Raw genomic sequence first — 18,926 nt, 5'->3', positions numbered from 1 at the left:
CAGCACCTCCATGTCGAGAACCCGGACCAGAACACCTGCATGCTAGACGTGCACGATCAACGCCGTCCGCCGGGAAGGCGCCGGAGCAGCGGAAGGAGCAGATTGTCCAGCTCCCGCACGCGCAGCAGTCGCAGGATGGCGGCGTACGTGAGGCCCATCAGGGTACCGACGACGGCGCACTGGATGATCGACGCGACKAGACCTGTGGACAGCCAGAGCCGCAGCAGCTGCAGCACGCCGAAGCCGACAGCGCCGGACAGCACCGCAGCGAGGGTCGCACGCGCGATGACCCGGAGGATGCGGGCGCCGTCGATCCCCCCGAGCCGACGACGCAGCCGCCACTGCGCGATCCCTGCGCCGACGACGTAGGAGACGGTCATGGCGGCACCGGCACCGGCGACCCACAGGGTCGGTCGCAGGAGCATCTCGGACGCCCAGGCCCCGAGGACGACGACGGCGGCCATCGCGACCTGGATCGGCACCATCGAGCGCGCGTCCTCGTACGCGTAGTACACGCGCTGGAACATCGACCACGCCCCGAACGCGGGCAGCCCGAGGATCATCGTGAGCACCACGGTGGCCACCGCGTCGGCCGAGCCCTCGGACGAGGTGGCGAGGATGACCCGGGTCAGCGGGAGGACGAGCACGACGATGGCGGCCGTCGCGAAGACCGTGAAGACCCCGACGACGCGCAGCCCCGACGAGAGGGTGGCCCGCACACCCGCGACGTCGCCGTCGTGCGCCTGGCCGGAGAGCCGCGTGAACAGGGCGGTCGCCAGGGACACCGTCACCAGCGAGTGCGGCAGCATGAAGATGAGGAACGCGACGGAGTACGCGCCGGGGCCCGCCACGGAGGCTCGCGCCACCCCCTCGGCGACCGCGGCATCCGGCGCGGCCGACGCCACCCGGGTCACGACGAGGAAGCCGAGCTGGCCGATCGCCAGCGCAGCGAGCGTCCACGTCGCGACGCCCCCGGCCGTCCCCAGGCCCGATCCGCGCAGCCCCCAGCGCGGGCGGTAGTGGACGCCCGCCCGGCGCAGGGCCGGCAGGAGGACGAGGGCCTGCGCGACCACCCCGAGCGTCGCGGAGCCGGCCAGCAGGACGACCTGGCCGGTGGTCCACGTACCGGCGTCGACGACCCCCGAGGTCTCCCACGTGCCGAACACGACGATGAAGACACCGAAGCCGACGATCGCGACGACGTTGTTGACCACGGGCGCCCACATGTACGGGCCGAACGACCCGCGCGCGTTGAGGACCTGGCCCAGCAACGCGTACGCGCCGTAGAAGAACAGCTGCGGGATGCACCAGTAGGCGAACGTCGTGGCGAGCGCTTGCTGGGTCGGGTCACCGAACTTCGTGTACAGGGTGACGAGGACCGGGGCGAGGAGCGTGAGGACCACGGTCGCGCCGGCCAGCGTCGCGAATCCGAACGTGAGGAGCCGGTCGACGTACTCCTGGCCGGCCTTGCGCTTGTAGGCGCGCACCACCTGGGGGACGAGGATCGCGTTCAGCACCCCGCCGGCGAGGAGCATGTAGAGCACGTTCGGCAGGTTGTTGGCCACCGCGAAGGCGTCCGCCGCCTGGCCGGTCGCGCCGATCGMGCTGACCATGACCATGGCGCGCAGCAGCCCCAGCACGCGTGACACGGCGGTACCCGAGGCCATCAGGGCAGCGCCGCGACGCGCTCCGTCGTCGGTCATCTGGTCTCCTGCTCGGCGGTGTCGTCCTCGGGGGCGGTGCCGCCGAGGACGGGCAGCGAGGTCGACGTCCCTGCCTCGGCCTCGGTGCGGGCGCCACGGCGGGCGCTCTGCCCGCGACGCACGGTGCGGACGATACCCAGGATCAGGCCGAGCGCCAGGAGGACGCCCACGACGATCGTGCCGATGCTCTCGATCGTCGGGGCGACCTGGGCCGTGAACCGCACGGCGGKGGACACGGGCAGGCCGTCCGTCGCGGTGAGCTGCGCGGTGACGACGACCGAGCAGTTGGCGCKGGCGTGCAGCGGGACGCGGACGCTGGTCTCGCTCTGCGCCTCGACGACCACCGGCTCGATCTCCTCGACCTCCAGGCACGCCTTGCGCGGGGTCACGTCGAGCAGGACGGTCGCGGGGACCGTGAGCCCGTTGCGCACGACGACCGACAGCGGGCTGTTCGCCGCGGTCACCAGCAGGTCGCTGACCGGGGCGATGCTCAGACCGGTCGTGCGCGCGTCGACGTCCGCGACCACCGACGACACCAGGGCGTCGCGCCCCTCGGGAGCGATGCGCCACGCCACGGACAGCGGCGCGAGGACCTCCTCGTCGACCCCGTCGAGCAGGACGGCCGGCTCGCTGGTCACCCCGGCGAACGCGACCGCCCGGGCCCGGGCGTCGGCCAGTGCGCGCACGCTGGACGGCGCCAGCTCCGCGGGGTCCGTGGCGCTCGCGGGCAAGGTCTCGCGGGTGGTGGGCTCGTCGGCGTCCAGGAGCGTGGACACCGGTGCCAGGCGGACCCAGGGGGCCTCGGCGAACGCGGTGGTGAGCGCCGCGACGGTCGTGACGTCGGGATCCCAGCCGCGCCCCGGAGCGATGAGCAGGTGCGGCTGGTCGGACTCGGTCTCCCGCGTGACGACGGCGAGCTCGGCGAGGGACCGCTGGACGGCGGTGGCGGTCGTCGCACCCGACTCGACGTCCTGCGGGTCCGTGAACAGGCCCGTGAGCACGGCGTCCGGCGCGAACGCGGTCACCGGGCCGTCAGCGGTCTGCACCTGCCGGACGGCGCCCGGGGTGTCGTCGGTGTCCTCGTCCGTGGTCGGCGGCAGCACGAGCGCGCCCGCGGCGACCTGGGAGGTCACGGCGGCGGTCCGCTGGTCCGGCAGGCCTGCACCCGGCGCCCACAGCACGCCCACCGGTGCCGACACGTCCGGGATGCCGACCTGCGCAGTCCGCTCCATGGCCACCTGGACGAGGTCCGCGTGGTCGGCGTGCGCAGCGGCCGCGATGTCCGGGTCCGACCACGGCAGCGCGACGACGTCGTGCCCGCGGAGCTGGTCCGTGAGCTTGGACGCCCAGTCCTGCGTCGCCGGCGTGCCCGCCGACGCGGACGCGATCAGTGCCGGGTCGACCGCGACCCCGATCTGCGGCGCGACGGCGACCGCCGCGGAGAGGTCCCGCAGGCGCCCGCCCGGCCGGACCAGCTCCTCGATCCCGGCGACGGTCGCCGCGCCAGGCTCCGTGCCGCCCGGTGCGGGCGCCGACGGTGGGCCGACCACCGGCACCAGCACGGAGACCGAGGTGCGCGGGACGTCGTCGGACGGGAGCCACAGGACGAACGTGCGCTCGATGCCGACGCGCCGCGAACCGTCGAGCGCCTCCACCACGAGCCCGCGAGGGCCCCACGTGTCTGCGCCGTCGAGCAGGTCGACGTCGGCCGCGAGGACGACGAGCTGGACCTCGACGCTCCCCCCGGGCAGCAGCGGTCCGGCGATCGGCGCCGTCGCGTCCTGCCTCGTGCGGCCGAGCCCCGTGGTCCCCGCGGTGGTCCACGCGTCCAGGTCGGCACGCTCGCTGATGCGGAACCGGCTGATCCGCACGGCCGCGCTGGGCCTCTCGATCGCCTCGTCGCTGTCGTTGTGCAGGACGGCGCGGACGTGCAGGTCCTCGCCGGGCCGCAGGACGGTCGGAGTGACCTCGATGACCTCGACGGAGACCGGCAGGTCCGGGTCCGGGCTCGGGGACGGCGTGATCGCGGCTCCGCTGACGGGGACGACGAGCGCGACGGCGCCGACGAGTGCCAGGGCCGCGCTGAGGACCCGGCGTCGTCGCGAGCGGGCGCTCATTCCTCGCCGACGAGCACGACGAGTGCTGCCTCGGCGAGACGCCGTTCGTTCGGGTACGCGAGCACCCCGTTCAGCTGGGCCACGGGGATCCACGCGGCGTCCTCCGCCTCGCCGTCCGGGTCGCCCTCGACGGTGAGGTACCCGCCGGTCGCGCCCAGCAGGAAGTGGTGGACGACCTTGTGCACGCGGCGGTCGTCGCCGCTGAACCAGTAGTCGATGACGCCGAGGCGGCGCAGGACCTCGCCGGTGATCCCGGTCTCCTCCGCGATCTCGCGGACGGCCGCCTCCTCGGGCGTCTCGTCGCCCTCGAGGTGACCCTTCGGCAGGCACCACTCGAGGCGGCCCGCGCGGTTGCGGCGCGCGATGACGGCGGCGTGGTCGACGCCCTCGCGCCGACTGACGACTATGCCGCCCGCAGAGGTCTCGTCGACCACCGGGAGCGGTGCCGAGGGGACCCGGGTGAGGCTGTGCCGGGGGTCGATGCGCAGCGGATGACCGCCCGGTGGCGCTGGGACGCCCCCGGGGACGGGTGGACGCGCCGGGCTCGACATATCGACACTGTAACGACTTGGCGACGCTCGGCCGGCCCGCACGCGTCGCCACGCGGCGGGTCCCCCGTCTGCGCGGGCGTGTCTCTCGCGGTCGTCCCGCCCTGGGGCACTCCGACCACCCGCTCGGGGTTCTCTGGTCGCGGGTGGTCTGCGTTTCGCTGCGGGCGGGTGCGCTGGCGCGCCCCCACCCTCCGCTGCACTCCGATCACCCGCTCCGGATCTGGCAGGGTTGGACGAGTGCCGTCCCTCGATCCGTCCGTGAGCCCCGACTCCCCTGACCTGAGCGCCGCCCTGGTGGCGTTGCAGAAGCGTGCGCTGGGCGTGCTGGCGGGGCTGCCCGCCGATGCCCTGGAGCTGGGCGGGCTGTTCCGGGACGCCGGGCACGAGCTGGCGCTGGTGGGTGGTCCGGTGCGGGACGCGTTCCTGGGCCGGGCGTCGGCGGACCTCGACTTCGCGACGTCGGCGACCCCGGACGAGACGCAGGCGATCCTGGCGCGCTGGGGGGACGCCCACTGGGACATCGGCAAGGAGTTCGGCACCATCGGCGCCCGCCGGTTCGCGGGCCGGCGCTCGTCGCTGGCCGACGACGTCGTCGTCGAGGTGACCACGTACCGGTCGGACGAGTACGACCCGACGTCGCGCAAGCCGCAGGTCGCGTTCGGTGACTCGCTGGAGGGCGACCTGTCCCGGCGCGACTTCACGGTCAACTCGATGGCGGTCCGGGTGCCGGACCTGACGTTCGTCGACCCGTTCGACGGCCTGACCGACCTGGCGGCGGGGGTGCTGCGGACCCCGGTGGACCCGCGGCAGTCGTTCGACGACGACCCGCTGCGGATGATGCGGGCCGCCAGGTTCGCGGCCCAGCTGGGCTTCGCGGTCGAGCCCGCCGCGCACGCCGCGATCGTGGACATGGCGGACCGGATCGCGATCGTCTCGGCCGAGCGGGTGCGCGACGAGCTGAGCAAGCTGCTGGTCTCGGCACAGCCGCGGGCGGGTCTGGAGGTGCTGGTCGACACGGGGCTGGCGGCGCACGTGCTGCCCGAGCTGCCGGCGCTGCGGCTGGAGATCGACGAGCACCACCGGCACAAGGACGTCTACGAGCACTCGCTGACGGTCCTCGACAAGGCGATCGCGCTGGAGACCGGGCCGGACGGTGCGGTGCCCGGTCCCGACCTCGTGCTCCGGCTCGCGGCACTGCTCCACGACATCGGCAAGCCGAAGACCAAGCGCAACGAGGCGGGCGGCGGCGTCAGCTTCCACCACCACGAGATGGTCGGCGCGAAGCTCGTCGCCAAGCGACTCAAGGAGCTGCGGTTCGACAAGGCCACGGTGCAGGCGGTGGCGCGGCTGACGGAGCTGCACCTGCGGTTCCACGGGTACGGCGAGGGTGGCTGGACGGACTCCGCGGTGCGTCGTTACGTCACGGACGCCGGTCCGCTGCTGGAGCGGCTGCACCGGCTGACGCGGTCCGACTGCACCACGCGGAACCTGCGCAAGGCCGCACGGCTGTCGGCGGCGTACGACGACCTCGAGGAGCGGATCGCCCGCCTGCGGGAGCAGGAGGAGCTCAGCTCGATCCGCCCCGACCTGGACGGCACCCAGATCATGGATATCCTCGGGCTGGCGCCGGGGCGTGAGGTGGGCGAGGCCTACAAGCACCTGCTCGAGCTGCGGATGGAGCGGGGGCCGCTGGGCCCGGACGTCGCACGCGACGAGCTGCTCACGTGGTGGGCAGCGCGCGCCTGACCACGAGCAGGCACACGTCGTCCTCCTGGTGCGTGCCGATGAACGTGGCGACCAGCCGGTCCCGGACGGTCGCCGCGTCGGAGTCGTCGGGAACGGCGCTGAGCTCGGCGGTGAGCGCGGCGATGCCGTCGCGCAGGCCGCGGTCGCGGCGCTCGACGAGGCCGTCGGTGTAGAGGACGAGCGTCGCGCCGACGGGGACCTCGATCGTGGCCTCGTCGCGGGCAGGGCCGTCGAGCCCGATGGGTGTCGACAGCCCGCCGTCCAGCGGACGGACCTCGCCGCCGGCCAGACGGAGCAGCGGAGGCGGGTGGCCGGCGCGTGCGTAGGTGACGTGGGCGCCGTCGTCCGTCGACCGCCAGCGCAGGTACGCGCAGGTGGCGATGTCGGCGATGTCGAGGCCGCGGACCAGCTCGTCGGCGCGGCCCAGCACCTGGCCCGGCGACGAGCCCTCCCACGCGTACGACCGCAGCAGCGACCGGAGCTGACCCATCGCGGCGGCGGCGCGCAGGTCGTGCCCGACGACGTCCCCGACCGCGAGGCCGATGGCGCCGTCGGGAAGTGGGAGCACGTCGAACCAGTCGCCGCCGACCTCGGCGCTGCGGCCGGACGGGATGTACGCGGCGGCGATGTCGAGGCCGGGAAGCTGCGGGATCTCCGGGAGCAGGCTGCGCTGCAGGGTCAGGGCGGCGGTCCGTTCCGCGAGGAAGAGGCGGACGTTGTCGAGCGCCAGCCCGGCCCGGCGACCCAGGTGCGCGGCCGTGACCACCGCGTCGGCCGTGAACCCGTCGACGGCCACGAGGGTCAGCACGCCGAGGACGCGGTCGCGCGCTCGCAGCGGGACCACCATCGCGCTGCCCAGTCCGAGGCGGTGCAGCAGGTCCAGCTGCACGGGGGTGGTCCGGCCCGGCAGCCCGGCGACGTCGACCGCGTAGGGCGTCGGGACGAAGTCGGGTCCGCTCGTGAGTGCCTCGGTGATCTTGGGCGCCCGGGACAGCCAGCTGACGTCCTGGTTCGCGAGCTCGCGTGCCGTCTCCCGGTCGCCCGGGTCGCCCGCGACCAGGTGGATACGGTCGAACCGACCACGGTCGTCGGTGACGGCGACGAACCCCCAGGTGGCCAGCGCGGGGACGGCGACGTCGCCGAGGGCGTCCACGGCGTCGTCGTACTCCAGGTGCTGGGCGAGCTCGTCGCTGATCCGGGCCAGCAGGTCCAGCCGGGCGGTCGCCTCGTGCGGCACGTCGATCTCGAGGTCGCGTGCGCGGTCGGAGTCCACCCGGTCGGTGACGTCGACCTGGATCCCGATGTGGTGGGTCACCCGGCCGGCCTCGTCGACGACCGGGCTGATCACCACCTGGTTCCAGAACGGGGTGCCGTCACGCCGGTAGTTGCGGATGACGGTGGCCACCGCCCGCTGCTGGTCGAGCGCGGTGTGGATGCGCGCCACCGCGACCGGGTCCGTGTCGGCACCCTGCAGGAACCGGCAGTTGCGGCCGAGGACCTCGTCGGGCGGGTAGCCCGTGAGCCGGGCGAACGCGCCGTTGACCCAGACGAGGGGGTCGTCGTCGCGGAGGGCGTCGGAGATCGAGAGCGCCAGGTCGCTGCCGAGGACCGCGTTCAGCGGCAGGTCGTCCTGCCGCCCGACGACCTTGTCGTCGCTGCTCACGCGGCGACCTCGGTCGGCCGGGCGGTGGGCACCCGTCGGGACGCGGAGCCGTAGAGCGCGGCGAACCCGGCGTACGCGACGGCGAGCGCGAGGAACAGCCCGCGGGAGTAGCCGGTGTCGGGCAGGGTGACCGCGCCGAGCGCGGCGGCGCCGACGAACGCGGCGTTGTAGAGGACGTCGTAGAGCGCGAACGCGCGGCCGCGGAAGGCGTCGTCGGTGTCGCGCTGCACGATCGTGTCGACGGCGATCTTGGCGCCCTGGGCCGCCAGGCCGAGGAAGCAGGCGGCGACGAGGACGGCCGTGCGGGCGGCGGAGGCGACGAGCAGGAGCTGGCTCAGGGCGGCGAGGCCGAGGCACAGCACGATCCACACGTGCGGGCCGGTGCGCGGAGACAGCACCGGGGTGAGCACGACGGCGAGCACGAACCCGAGCGCGGACGCCCCCAGCACCAGCCCGAACGTCCGCAGGCCCTCGTCGGCGTCCGTCGGGTCCGACAGCAGGTTGCGGGCGATGAGGATGCTCGCGATGAACGTGACGCCGTACAGGAACCGGTGCGCGGCCATGATGCCGAGCGCCCGGGCGGGGGTCCGACGCTCGATCAGGTGCCGCGCCCCGGCCACCAGGCCGCGCGCGAGGATGCCGAGGGCGGCGCGCAGCTGGGCGGCGTCGGCGCGCTCGTCGGGACCCAGCCGGTCCTTGCCCAGCCGGGTGGCCAGGGCGGCCGCGGTGGCCATGACCGCCGCCGCGAGGAACAGCGCCGTCGCGTCCCGGCCCCGCCCGGCGGGCAGCACCAGGCTGAGCACCAGGCCGATCGCCCCGCCGACGCCCGCCGCCGCAGCCCCGAGGGTCGGCGTCAGGGAGTTCGCGGTGAGCAGCAGCGGACCGTCGACCGTGCGCGGCAACGACGCACTGAGCGCCGAGAGCAGGAACCGGTTGATCGACAGGTTCACCAGAGCGAGCACGTACACCGCCGGGCCGATCCCGTCCGTGGCCATGAGGAGCGCGATGACGACCGTGATCCCGACGCGCACCAGGTTGCCGACGAACAGCACCTGCCGGCGCCGCCACCGGTCGAGGAGCACCCCGGCCCACGGGCCGACGATCGTGAACGGGAGCAGGAGCACGGCGAAGGCGGTCGCGACGCCCGCGGCGGTGCTGGCGTTCTCCGGCGAGAAGAAGAACAGCGTGGCCAGCCCGACCTGGAACATCCCGTCGGCCGTCTGGCTGACGAGCCGGACGGCGAACAGCTTGCGGAAGTCCCGCAGAGGCCACAGGGCCTTGAGGTCGGCGATCACCTGCACCGGCTCATCCTTGCACCCGGTCCTCACGCGTCAGGACGTCGGGCACCACCCGACGTCGTCGGTCACGACCGGGCTCGCGGGCCGTGTTCATTACCCTGTGCCGAAGAGAACGCCGATCACCGAGGAGTGGAGCCGAGAATGCGCGCCAGCAGGACCGCCGGTCGTACCGTCATCGCCGTCGTGGGCATGCTCGTGCTGACGGCGTGCGCTCCGGACGCCGTCGAGCCCACCGCTGCGCCGACGACCGAGGCTGTCGCGGCGCCGTCGCCCACCCCGACACCGACGCTGGACGACGAGGCGCTGATCCTCCGGGCCTACGAGGGTTACTGGGACGCGGTCGTCATCCTCATGAGCGGGAACGTCGACCGATCTCGCTTCGAGGGCGTGGCGACCGGCGTGATCGTCGAGCAGGAGGTCAACGACGCGGAGTCCGCCGTCCAGGACGGCATGCAGTACCAGGGAGAGCCGACGTTCTCCGACGTGAGCGTCGTGGTCGACGGCGACACCGCCGTCGTCTCAGCGTGCGTCGACAACACGAACTGGCACCCGGCCAGCTTCGTGCCGAGCGCCGACAGCGACCTGATCGTCCCGGGTGCCGTGCAGGTCGAGCGCATCGACGGCGTGTGGCTGGTCACCGACTTCGCCGACCTGCCCGCGGGCCTGGTGTGCTGAGCCACCCAGCTTCCCGACCGGCCAGGGCGTGGCTCCTGGTGGCACGACTGCTGCTGGCCGTGGCGGCAGTCGCCGTGGCTGTGCCGTTCGTCGCAGCCACCCCAGCGTTCGCGCACCACTGCACACCGATCGCGGTGACGACGGGCCAAGGCAAGGTGACGTACGACAGGGAGCACTGCCACACCTCCGAGCCCGGCGATCCGGGCGGGTCGGACGGCGGCAGTGGGGGGTCGGCGTGCAACCCGCCCGCTGGGTACGAGTTCTGCCTGAGCGAGGGCGTCTACTGCTGGGCGAACATCCCGTCCGCACTCCCCGAGTCGAGCTGGCCGCAGGAGACACGCCCGTCCCCGGAGGCGATCTACACGTACCGCTCCTGCACGCCCGACCCCGGCGGCACGCTGTCGGGCTGGTCCTGGTACGAGCCGGCGGGCCCCTCCCTCGCGGAACGGGCCGAGCAGGCGTTCGGCGCGCTGCACACACCGGCGTTCTCGATCGAGTTCAACCCGCCGGTGCGCGCCGTCGTGGGCCTCGACACGTGGTTCTGGGCGAGCACCGGCACGACCGGGCAGATCACCGGGACCGAGGCGCTGGGCGTGGTCGCGATCGGCACACCGAACCGGCTCGAGCTCGATCCGGGCGACGGCTCGGGCGTGGTGTCGTGCCCGTGGACGACGGCGGAGTCGGCTGCGTGCTCGCACCTGTACGACAGGTCGTCGGCCGGCCAGCCCGCCGGGCCTGACGGCTTGCCCTCGTACACCGCGCGGATGCGCCTGGTCTACGACGTGCGGTTCGAGCTCGACGGTGGGCCGCTGGGGATCGCGGGCCTGCCGACGGCGCTCGAGTCGGCCTGGCAGGAGGTCGCGATGCCGGTCGCCGAGGTGCAGGCGATCGTCGTGCGCTGACGCCTTCACGTCGGACCTCGCGCATGCCGAAGACCCCCCAACCGGATCCGTCGCTGTGTCGTTCTCTTTGGTGCGCGGTCCGGTAGGCGGTCCGCGCCGACGAGAGGGGCGCAGTGAACGTCGCATGGGAGGGGCTGCTCGAGCAGCTCGTGCGGGAGCGCTACCCCCGGCTGGTGGGGCATGCGCTGCTCATGACGTCGTCGCGCGACGACGCGCAGGACCTCGTCCAGGACGCGCTGGTGTCGACGTTCTCCAGCCGGGCGCGGTTCGACTCGGTCGCGCAGGCCGAGCTGTACGTGCGGCGCGCCATCGTGAGCCGCTCGATCGACGAGTCCCGTCGCCGCACCCGTGAGCGTGCCGCGACGCAGCGGCTCGAGGCCCGACCCGTCGCGGCCGTCGTCGTCGAGGAGCGCGGACTCGGTGCCGACGTCCAGCGCGCACTGCAGACCCTGTCCCCGCGCGAGCGCGCCTGCGTCGTCCTGCGCCAGCTCGAGGACCTCTCCGTGCGGGAGACCGCGTCGGCGCTCGGGCTGAGCGAGGGCGCGGTCAAGCGGTACACCGCGGACGGCACGGCGCGGCTCGACGCCGCACTGGGCACCACGACGAACGACCGGGAGACGACCGCGGTGCGGCTCGTCGACGCGACGGAGGCTCAGCGTGACCACTGATCTGCACACCCTCCTGGGACGCGCCCGCGACGACCTGGGCGCTCCGCACGTCGCTGACGACCTCGGGCTGGCCCGTGTCGTGCGCAGCGTGCGGCGCCGCCGGACGCAGCGGCACGCCGTCGAGTCCGTCGTCGGCATCGCGGCCGCGGGTGCGGTCGGCGTCGCCGGCTGGGCCGGGCTGTCCCGCGTGAACCCGCCGACCCCGGCGGACACACCGTCGCCGTCGGTGAGCGCGTCGCCGACGCCGACCCCGACGAGCACGCCGTCCACTACCCCTGCACCGCCGGTCGAGCCGACGCCGAGGGGGTCCGCCGGCCTGCCGGAGCTCCAGGAGCTTCCCGTTGGCCTGCTCGCTCAGACGACCCCGGGATGGGTCCTCGCCGTCTACGAGTCGCGGCCGTCCGGTGCGGACGTGGCCGTGGCGAACTCCGTCGTCCTGGTCTCGCCCGCGGGCGAGCGCTACCGCGTCGTCGACCTTCCACTGGACCGCAGCGTCACCCTGGCCGCGTGGACGGCGGGGGACCCGACGGCCCTCGTGTCGGTCGCATCGTCGCCCGGCGGCGAGAGGCTCTCGGCGCGCACCTTCCTGGACCTGACGACCGGGACCCTGACACCGGACGAGCAGGGCCTTCCCGTCGACGCGACGTACCAAGGGCTCTCACCCGATGCCGTGGAGGTCTGGACCTCACCAGGCGACCCGTTGGGGACCCTCTGGGAGGTCGGTCCCGTCGGTGCGGAGCCGCTCGGGGCGGTGTCCGGCGACCCCGGCACGTTCCTGATCGGTCCGGGGGGCTTCGCCGTGACCGAGAACGAACCCGGGTTCATCGGCGTCGTCGACCTGCGCGGCGGGCGCCTGCACCAGTACGACTACGGCGTCCCGGGCGCGTCGTGCGAACCGGTGGGCTGGGTGGACGAGAGGATCGTGCTCGCTACCTGCTGGGACGCCGGGGGTGACCCGCAGTCCGCCGACTCGCACCCGAGCCTCTGGGGGATCGAGTTCTCGGAGACGAACCGGATCGGTCTCAAGGTGGGCGACCTGGTGGCGGGGGACCCGTGGCCGCAGCCATGGAGCGGCAGGTTCGTCCGGCCGGGTGTGGTGGCGTTCGCCGCCGGCACCATCGACCTCCACGGCTGCGTGGACGGGGTGTCCACCTGGGAGGCCGGGGTCTTCACCCAGGTGGAGGGCCGGGGTGACCGCGGGGAGAACGTGTTCTCCGTGCGCGTCGGTGAGGCGCAGGACGTGTACGTCGAGTCGTCGCCGGGCTGCTCCGGCGACGCCGCACCGCGCCAGCTCACCGTGCACCCGAGCGATGGTGGCTCGACGCTCCTGGCGCCGGTGCCCGCGGACGACGGCACCAGCTGGGCCGCCGGGCTGTCGTCGTGGGTCGAGGGCGCGGAGGTCATCGGCGGCTGACACCCACAACCTCCTCGCGTCGGCGCTCGTTGTCCTGGTAGGACATCGAGGAGGAGGCGCCATGAGCAGGCACTGGGAGCCGATGCTCGAGCGGGTGGTCGCGGAGCGCTACGCCCGGCTCGTCGCCCGCGCGATGCTCCTGGTCCGGTCCCGCGCGGACGCCGAGGACCTGGTCCAGGACGCGCTCGTCTCGACGTTCGGCGGGCGGGCGCGGTTCCGGTCCGTCGAGCAGGCCGAGCAGTACGTGCGCCGCGCGATCGTCTCGCGGTTCATCGACCGGACCCGGCACGACCACGTCGAGCACGCGGCGCTGGAGCGGGTGTCGGGCCAGGCCGTGCCGACCGTCCCGGAGCCGGCGGAGCGCGGGCTTCCCGACGAGCTCCGCACGGCGCTCGCCCGGTTGAGCCCTCGTCAGCGGGCGTGCGTCGTGCTGCGGCACGTCGACGACCTGTCCGTGCGGGAGACCGCCACCCTGCTCGGCCTGAGCGAGGGCGCCGTGAAGCGTTACGTCGCCGACGGCGTCGCCACCCTCAACACCCTGCTCGGCACCACCAGCTCCGCCGACGTCGGCGAGCCGGTCCGTCTGGTCCCCACCCCGGAGGTGCGTCATGACGCGTGACCTGACCGACGTGTTCACCCACGCGCTCGACGCGCAGGAGCGTGACATCGCCGGGATCACCCCCCAGCCCGCGACCTTCGCGCGCACGGTCCGCCGCGTGCGGCACCGTCGGCTGGTCCGGCACTCCGCGGAGACGTCGCTCACCGTGGTCGCCGTCGCGGGGCTCGCCACGGCGGGCTGGCTCGGTACGCGCGGCACCCAGGCGCCGCCGCCCGCGCAGACGCCGTCGCCCACGGTGGTGACGCCGTCGCCGTCGACCACCCCGGTACCGACGCCGGTGACGCTGCCCGGGCTGCCGCCGATGCTGACGCTCCCGGACGGGGTGCTGACCGGCACGACGCCCGGCTGGGTGATCGCGACCTACCGCCCGGTGTCCTCGGACGGCACCGTGGCGGGCCAGTACGTCGTGCTCACCTCCGCCCAGGGCGAGCGCTACCTCGTCGCGGACGTCTCCGCGGCCGACGAGCTGCGGGTCATCGGCTGGGACGCGGGGTCGACGACGGCGCGCGTGCTCACCCACGACGTGCCCGGCACGCTCGACCTGCTCACCGGTGCAGTGACACCCGACCCGCGGGCGCTCCCCGCCGGCGCCGTGCACGTCGCGACGGTGATGGATGGCGCCGAGGTCTGGATGACACCGGTCGAGGGGGCCGACCCCCCGGCCACCTGGCTGCTGCCCCGCGAGGGCGATCCTCGGCAGACCGGCTCCCTCGGGTCCTCGACGACGCGCGTGAGCGTCAGCCCGGACGGACGGCTCGTCGCGTCCGACACCGCGTCGGCGCAGGCGGTCGTCGTGGTCGACGTGACCACCGGCGAACGGACCGAGATCGAGTACCCCGTCACCGACGGGCAGTGCAGCACGGTCGGGTGGACCGACGCCACGGGCGTGCTCGCGCAGTGCTTCGACTACACGGACGGCTTCGGCCCGCTCGAGTGGAACCCTCGGCTGGTGCGGGCCGACCTCACCGGTGCCGTGACGCTGGTCCGGCAGCAGGTCGCCGGCGACTCGTTCACGACGGCCGCGGCCGGGACGTACGTCAGCGACGGTGTCGTGGCGTTCGCCGGGGTGCCCCTCACACCCGAGCTCGGCATGGCGGAGTCGTGCCCGCAGGGCGTGTACCTGACCGACGGCACCCCGGTGCTCGTCGCCAGCGGGACGACGCGCGTCGACGCCGTCGGCGGGGCCGTGTACGTCGGGGTGACACCCGGGTGCGCCGCCGGAGGCACGATGACCGAGCTCACGGTGCACGACGCCGGGACGCAGGTGGTGCTCGGCCCGGTCCCGGCAGGCGACTGGTCGACGAGCCTGTCGTCCTGGGTGGTCGCCCGCTAGCCCGTCGTCCGGCTGCTGCGGACGGGTGACCCCAACCTGCCGAGGCCCCTCCGTCGTGTAAGGAGTACACGGCAACGAGGGAGACCGATGGGACGGCAGTGGGAACCCCTGCTCGAGCAGGTGGTGCGGGAGCGGTACCCCGCGCTGCTGGCGCGGGCGATGCTGCTGGTGCGCGAGCGGCACGCGGCGGAGGACCTGGTCCAGGACGCGGTGGTGTCGACGTTCTCCGGCCGCGCGCGGTTCACCTCCGTCGACCACGCCGAGGCGTACCTGCGTCGCGCCATCGTGTCCCGGTTCGTCGACGGCACACGGCGGCGCGGACGCGAGACCGTCGCGCTGCAACGGGTCGCCGCTGAACCTGTGCCGCTCGGTGCCGACCCCGCCGACCGCGGGCTCCCCGACGAGCTCGCCCGCGCGCTCGCCACGCTCGCTCCCCGCGAACGCGCGTGCGTCGTGCTGCGACACCTCGACGACCTGTCCGTCCGGGAGACCGCCGCCCTGCTCGGGCTCAGCGAAGGCGCCGTGAAGCGCTACGTGTCCGACGGCGTGCGCGCCCTGTCCGCCCTCCTCGACGTGGTCGCCGACTCCGACGACACCGCCCCCGTCCTGCTCACCGTGAACGAGGTGCACCGTGACGCGTGACCTGCACGAGCTCATGAGCGACGCCCTGAACCAGAGCACGAGGGCGCTCGCGGACACCGCCGACGACACCGACCGGGTGTTGCGTCTGCGCGGCGCCGTCCGCCGCCGCCGCACCACTCGCGCCGCCGTCCGGTCGACCTCCGTCGCGTGCGTCGCCGTCGCGGTCGGTGCGGTCGGGTGGCTGGTCGCGCCGCAGCAGGAGCCGGTCCCCGCGCACACCCCCAGCCCGAGCGTGACGACGGCGACCCCCACGCCGACGCCCACGCCGACGCCGACGCCCACCGTCACCCCCGTCATGGTCGTGCTTCCCGGCCTGCCGCCGATGCCTGAGGCGACCCCGGAGCTGATCGCTCGCACGACGCCCGGGTGGGTGCTGTTCCGGTTCTCCGGCCCTGCCCCGATCTCGTCGGACGACGGCCCGGAGAACGCAGCGATCGACGCGMTCCCCAGGTTCAACGCGCTCGTGCTCGCCTCGCCCGAAGGTGAGCGGTACCACGTGGTCGATCTGGCACCCGAGGTCACCTTCTCGGTGGACCACTGGATGGCGGGGTCGAGCACGGCCGACATCACCGTCTGGGACGCCGACGGCGTCACGTCCTGGGGGACGGTCGACCTGCTCACGGGGGACATGACCCCGATCCCGACCGTTCCGTCGTCGTCGACGGTGGGCTGGACCCGGACGGGCGAGCGAGTCGTGCTGACGGGAGTTCTGGAGGACCCGTCGCAGCGGACCGTGAGTGTGGTCGACAGGTCAGGGACCACCCGCACGGTCGGGGTCGAGGCAGGCGTGCGCGACGCGTGGAAGGTCGCCGTCGACCCGTCCGGTGTCGGGATCCTCCTGCAGGACCGGTTCTCGCCCGAGACCGCCGTCGTCGTCGACCTCGCCACCGATGAGTCGAGGGCTGTCGGTCGGTGGCCGGGGTCGCAGTGCTTCGTCGTCTCCTGGATCGACGACCGCGACGTGCTGGTCCAGTGCCTGGACGACGGTGCGCGACCCAGCCACTGGCGCGTCGACACCTCGCCCGGCGGCGCGGACCCCGTCTCCGTCCTCGTGGCACCGGACGACCCGTCCGGCGACGTCTACCCCGCCGACGGAGGCGTTCCGACCGGGGACGGTGGTGTGGCGTTCACCGGCGCGGGACCGGGTTCCTCGGAAGGAGACTGCGGCGGGAGCGTCTTCGTCTGGCGGAGCTCTCTCGACACGGTCCAGCTCCTGGCCACGAACGGCGACGACCTGACGTCCCTCTGGCCGCTCGCCGGAGTGGACGGCGATGTCTACCTCACTCGGATGCCCGTGTGCGCCGACATCGCCCTGCCCGAGACCAGCCGGGTCGACGGGTCGACGGGAGCCACGACGATCCTGGTTCCGGTCGACTGGGGGGCGACGGGCACGGGATCGGTCGGTCCGTACACGGTGGCGGTAGCCAGTCCCCGGCACTAGGCAGTCCGCCGCCCGTCGCAGACCAGAGACGTGGGGTGCCGGCCGGAGAGAAACTCGTCCGCACCTCCGACAACCTGAGCCCTCCTGAGGATCGTTCTTCTCGTGCAGGCACCGCGAAGGTGCCCCAGACACCTTCCAGGGGGTTGGCGTGAGTCGATGGGAGCCTCTGCTCGAGCAGATGGTGGAGGAGCGCTACACGCAGCTCGTCGCGCGAGCGATGCTGCTCTGCTCGTCGCGCACCGACGCGGAGGACGTGGTGCAGGAGGCCCTGCTCTCGACCTTCTCCGGCCGGGCGCGGTTCTCCACCGTCGCCGAGGCCGAGCAGTACGTCCGACGGGCCATCGTGTCGAGGTTCATCGACGGGACCCGACGCCGCGGACGTGAGCGGGCGCTCGCGGACCAGGTCGGCCAGGGTCCGCTGGTCGCGATCCCGGCGTCGGGTGGCGTCGCGGACCGGCTGGAGGCAGCGCTCGCCCAGCTCAGTCCGCGGCAGCGTGCGTGCGTCGTCCTGCGCTACCTCGACGACGTCCCGGTCCGGGAGACCGCGGCGCTGCTCGGGGTCAGCGACGGTGCCGTCAAGCGGTACACCGCCGACGGCATCCGCGCGTTGAACAGCCTGCTCGGCACGCAGGCCACGGTGAACGACCACACGGTGCAGGTCCTGACGTCGCAGAGGAGTGTCCACGATGCGTGAGCTGGCAGATCTCATGAACGACGCGCTCGCGGAGCGCTCCGGCTCGCTGGCGGACCTCCCGACCGCGCAGGTCGGCGACCGGCTGCACCGCAAGGTCCGGTTCCGTCGCGCCCGTCGGCACACCCTCGAGGCGGGCGGTGCCACGGCGGCGGTCGCCGTGCTGGGCGCGACGACGTGGTTCGGCATGAACAGGAGCGACGACCCGGCGCCCGCGGTCAGCCCGACGGTGTCCGCGACCCCGTCGCCCACCTCGTCGCCGACCCCGTCGCCCGAACCGTCGCCCACGCAGACCGCGGTCGCCGACGACATCCTCGGCCTCCCGCCGACCTACGCGATGCCCGCCGGCCTGCTGGAGCAGACGACACCCGGCTGGGTGCTGTCGATCTACCGGTCCGAGGCGTACGTCGAAGACGTGGAGACCGTGCCGGACGTGCACTCCGTCGTCCTCAGCTCACCGGAGGGCACGCTGTACAGGGTGGTCGACCTCCCGATCGACCCCTCGACGACGGTGACCCTGGATCGCTGGGACGCAGGCTCGTCGACGGCGGTCGTCAGTGTGCGTCCGCTGTACTCCTCGACTGCCGTCACCACAGGCCGCGCAGTGCTGGACCTCACCACGGGCGCCATCACCGAGGACCTGCGCGGCATGGCGCGGAACGTCGTCTATGTGGGTCAGGATGCGGCCGGCGCGGAGGTCTGGGCGCAGCCGACGCCCCCCTCGGTCGACTACACGGACGACGTCGACCTGCTGACGGTCGACGGCGACAGCGACGCGCGGTTCGTCGCCACGCTCGACCGCGCAGGGCAGAGCCACCTCCTGCTCGACCCGACGGGTACGCGTGTCGCGTTCGCCTCCTTGCCGCTGAACGGGGAGGTGCCGCCGTCGCTCGGCATCGTCGACCTGGCCACTGGCGAGGCACGCGTCCACGACTACGGCGCCGGCGACCAACGGTGCGACGTGGTCGGGTGGGTAGATGCGAGCACGCTCCTGACCACGTGCTCCGAGGACGACGACCTGGGCGACGAGTACGTCGGACTGTGGAACGTCGACATCACGTCGAGCTCCTTCACCGCGACCCACCTGAGGGACCTCGGCCCCACGGACGAGGCCCCCCAGGTATGGAGCGACTCGTGGCTCGCGGATGGTCTGCTCGCCGCGCCGGGATACGCCTCGTACCTCGCCGAGGCCTGCCCTGACGGGCTGTACACGTGGACAGCGGGAGTTCCGACGCTCGTGACGACGTTCCCCGACGAGCTCTACGCGCACGCGACCTCCGTCGACGGGCGCCTGTACCTGACGGCGATGTCGTCGTGCCACGACGCGACCCCGGAGTCCCTCACGGCGTATCCGGCGAGCGGGCCCGTCGTGCTGGCGCCGGAGCCGGCGCCACGGCCGGACGGGCTGGACTGGACGTACGGCATGACCTCGTGGGTCGCGGCTCGCTAGCAAGGACGACGAG

At 73.5% G+C, this 18,926-nt stretch carries 16 protein-coding genes; 11 read left to right on the top strand and 5 right to left on the bottom strand.

Features of this window, described 5'->3' with window-relative positions:
• Positions 1-56: 56 nt before the first annotated feature.
• Genes murJ through ACXJKF_RS02305 form a run of 3 tightly spaced genes read right to left on the bottom strand, consistent with a single transcriptional unit; the run spans position 57 to position 4,371 of the window.
• Positions 57-1,703 carry a murein biosynthesis integral membrane protein MurJ gene (gene murJ, locus ACXJKF_RS02315; RefSeq protein ID WP_456786129.1) on the bottom strand — a complete coding sequence of 549 codons (1,647 nt, stop codon included), beginning with the start codon at positions 1,701-1,703 and terminating at the stop codon, positions 57-59.
• Positions 1,700-3,820: a DUF6049 family protein gene (locus tag ACXJKF_RS02310; RefSeq protein ID WP_456786128.1), complete on the bottom strand. Its 2,121-nt coding sequence runs from the start codon at positions 3,818-3,820 to the stop codon at positions 1,700-1,702. The genes murJ and ACXJKF_RS02310 overlap by 4 nt, the downstream gene beginning before the upstream one ends.
• Positions 3,817-4,371, bottom strand: coding sequence for an NUDIX hydrolase (locus tag ACXJKF_RS02305; RefSeq protein WP_456786127.1), 555 nt, complete (start codon positions 4,369-4,371; stop codon positions 3,817-3,819). The genes ACXJKF_RS02310 and ACXJKF_RS02305 overlap by 4 nt, the downstream gene beginning before the upstream one ends.
• 258 nt (positions 4,372-4,629) lie before the next feature.
• Here ACXJKF_RS02305 and ACXJKF_RS02300 point away from each other — a divergent pair, with 258 nt between their 5' ends.
• Positions 4,630-6,117 (top strand): CCA tRNA nucleotidyltransferase, encoded by a 1,488-nt coding sequence (locus ACXJKF_RS02300; protein ID WP_456786126.1) that lies wholly within the window; start codon positions 4,630-4,632, stop codon positions 6,115-6,117.
• On the opposite strand, the gene ACXJKF_RS02295 is transcribed toward ACXJKF_RS02300, so the two are convergent.
• Both ACXJKF_RS02295 and ACXJKF_RS02290 read right to left on the bottom strand, forming a co-directional pair.
• Positions 6,092-7,780 carry a SpoIIE family protein phosphatase gene (locus ACXJKF_RS02295; protein WP_456786125.1) on the bottom strand — a complete coding sequence of 563 codons (1,689 nt, stop codon included), beginning with the start codon at positions 7,778-7,780 and terminating at the stop codon, positions 6,092-6,094. The genes ACXJKF_RS02300 and ACXJKF_RS02295 overlap by 26 nt on opposite strands.
• On the bottom strand, positions 7,777-9,081 hold the full coding sequence (locus ACXJKF_RS02290; protein ID WP_456786124.1) for an MFS transporter: 1,305 nt from the start codon (positions 9,079-9,081) through the stop codon (positions 7,777-7,779). Before ACXJKF_RS02290 ends, ACXJKF_RS02295 begins: the two co-directional genes overlap by 4 nt.
• Before the next feature lie 138 nt (positions 9,082-9,219).
• Between ACXJKF_RS02290 and ACXJKF_RS02285 the strand changes: the two genes are divergently transcribed.
• The 10 genes from ACXJKF_RS02285 (at position 9,220) to ACXJKF_RS02240 (ending at position 18,913) form a co-directional block, all read left to right on the top strand.
• Positions 9,220-9,753 carry a hypothetical protein gene (locus ACXJKF_RS02285; RefSeq protein WP_456786123.1) on the top strand — a complete coding sequence of 178 codons (534 nt, stop codon included), beginning with the start codon at positions 9,220-9,222 and terminating at the stop codon, positions 9,751-9,753.
• Between the two features lie 38 nt (positions 9,754-9,791).
• The gene (locus tag ACXJKF_RS02280) at positions 9,792-10,655 is read left to right on the top strand and encodes a hypothetical protein (RefSeq protein ID WP_456786122.1); all 864 of its coding nucleotides are present in this window, start codon (positions 9,792-9,794) and stop codon (positions 10,653-10,655) included.
• 113 nt (positions 10,656-10,768) lie between these two features.
• Positions 10,769-11,323, top strand: a complete 555-nt coding sequence (locus tag ACXJKF_RS02275; RefSeq protein ID WP_456786121.1) for an RNA polymerase sigma factor — start codon at positions 10,769-10,771, stop codon at positions 11,321-11,323.
• Positions 11,313-12,737 carry a hypothetical protein gene (locus ACXJKF_RS02270; RefSeq protein WP_456786120.1) on the top strand — a complete coding sequence of 475 codons (1,425 nt, stop codon included), beginning with the start codon at positions 11,313-11,315 and terminating at the stop codon, positions 12,735-12,737. Before ACXJKF_RS02275 ends, ACXJKF_RS02270 begins: the two co-directional genes overlap by 11 nt.
• 61 nt (positions 12,738-12,798) lie before the next feature.
• A complete protein-coding gene (locus tag ACXJKF_RS02265; RefSeq protein ID WP_456786119.1) occupies positions 12,799-13,356 on the top strand; it encodes an RNA polymerase sigma factor in 558 nt (185 codons plus the stop codon).
• Complete coding sequence (locus tag ACXJKF_RS02260; protein ID WP_456786118.1) at positions 13,346-14,689, top strand: hypothetical protein; 1,344 nt, start codon at positions 13,346-13,348, stop codon at positions 14,687-14,689. Before ACXJKF_RS02265 ends, ACXJKF_RS02260 begins: the two co-directional genes overlap by 11 nt.
• 87 nt (positions 14,690-14,776) lie before the next feature.
• On the top strand, positions 14,777-15,331 hold the full coding sequence (locus tag ACXJKF_RS02255; protein ID WP_456786117.1) for an RNA polymerase sigma factor: 555 nt from the start codon (positions 14,777-14,779) through the stop codon (positions 15,329-15,331).
• Complete coding sequence (locus ACXJKF_RS02250) at positions 15,321-16,772, top strand: hypothetical protein (protein WP_456786116.1); 1,452 nt, start codon at positions 15,321-15,323, stop codon at positions 16,770-16,772. The genes ACXJKF_RS02255 and ACXJKF_RS02250 overlap by 11 nt, the downstream gene beginning before the upstream one ends.
• A gap of 148 nt (positions 16,773-16,920) precedes the next feature.
• Entirely contained in the window at positions 16,921-17,466 is a 546-nt protein-coding gene (locus ACXJKF_RS02245) for an RNA polymerase sigma factor (RefSeq protein ID WP_456786115.1), read from the top strand.
• The gene (locus tag ACXJKF_RS02240; protein ID WP_456786114.1) at positions 17,459-18,913 is read left to right on the top strand and encodes a hypothetical protein; all 1,455 of its coding nucleotides are present in this window, start codon (positions 17,459-17,461) and stop codon (positions 18,911-18,913) included. Before ACXJKF_RS02245 ends, ACXJKF_RS02240 begins: the two co-directional genes overlap by 8 nt.
• Positions 18,914-18,926: the final 13 nt, after the last annotated feature.

Source organism: Cellulomonas sp. P5_C5 (assembly GCF_054049655.1).
The sequence above is the reverse complement of the archived record's forward strand: the minus strand, read 5'-3'. Positions and strand labels throughout refer to the sequence as shown.

Excerpts from the sequence above, each read along its gene's own strand:
- ACXJKF_RS02260 (WP_456786118.1), top strand. The coding sequence starts at position 13,346 with ATGACGCGTGACCTGACCGACGTGTTCACCCACGCGCTCGACGCGCAG.
- ACXJKF_RS02305 (WP_456786127.1), bottom strand. The coding sequence starts at position 4,371 with ATGTCGAGCCCGGCGCGTCCACCCGTCCCCGGGGGCGTCCCAGCGCCA.
- ACXJKF_RS02240 (WP_456786114.1), top strand. The coding sequence starts at position 17,459 with ATGCGTGAGCTGGCAGATCTCATGAACGACGCGCTCGCGGAGCGCTCC.
- ACXJKF_RS02255 (WP_456786117.1), top strand. The coding sequence starts at position 14,777 with ATGGGACGGCAGTGGGAACCCCTGCTCGAGCAGGTGGTGCGGGAGCGG.
- ACXJKF_RS02265 (WP_456786119.1), top strand. The coding sequence starts at position 12,799 with ATGAGCAGGCACTGGGAGCCGATGCTCGAGCGGGTGGTCGCGGAGCGC.
- ACXJKF_RS02285 (WP_456786123.1), top strand. The coding sequence starts at position 9,220 with ATGCGCGCCAGCAGGACCGCCGGTCGTACCGTCATCGCCGTCGTGGGC.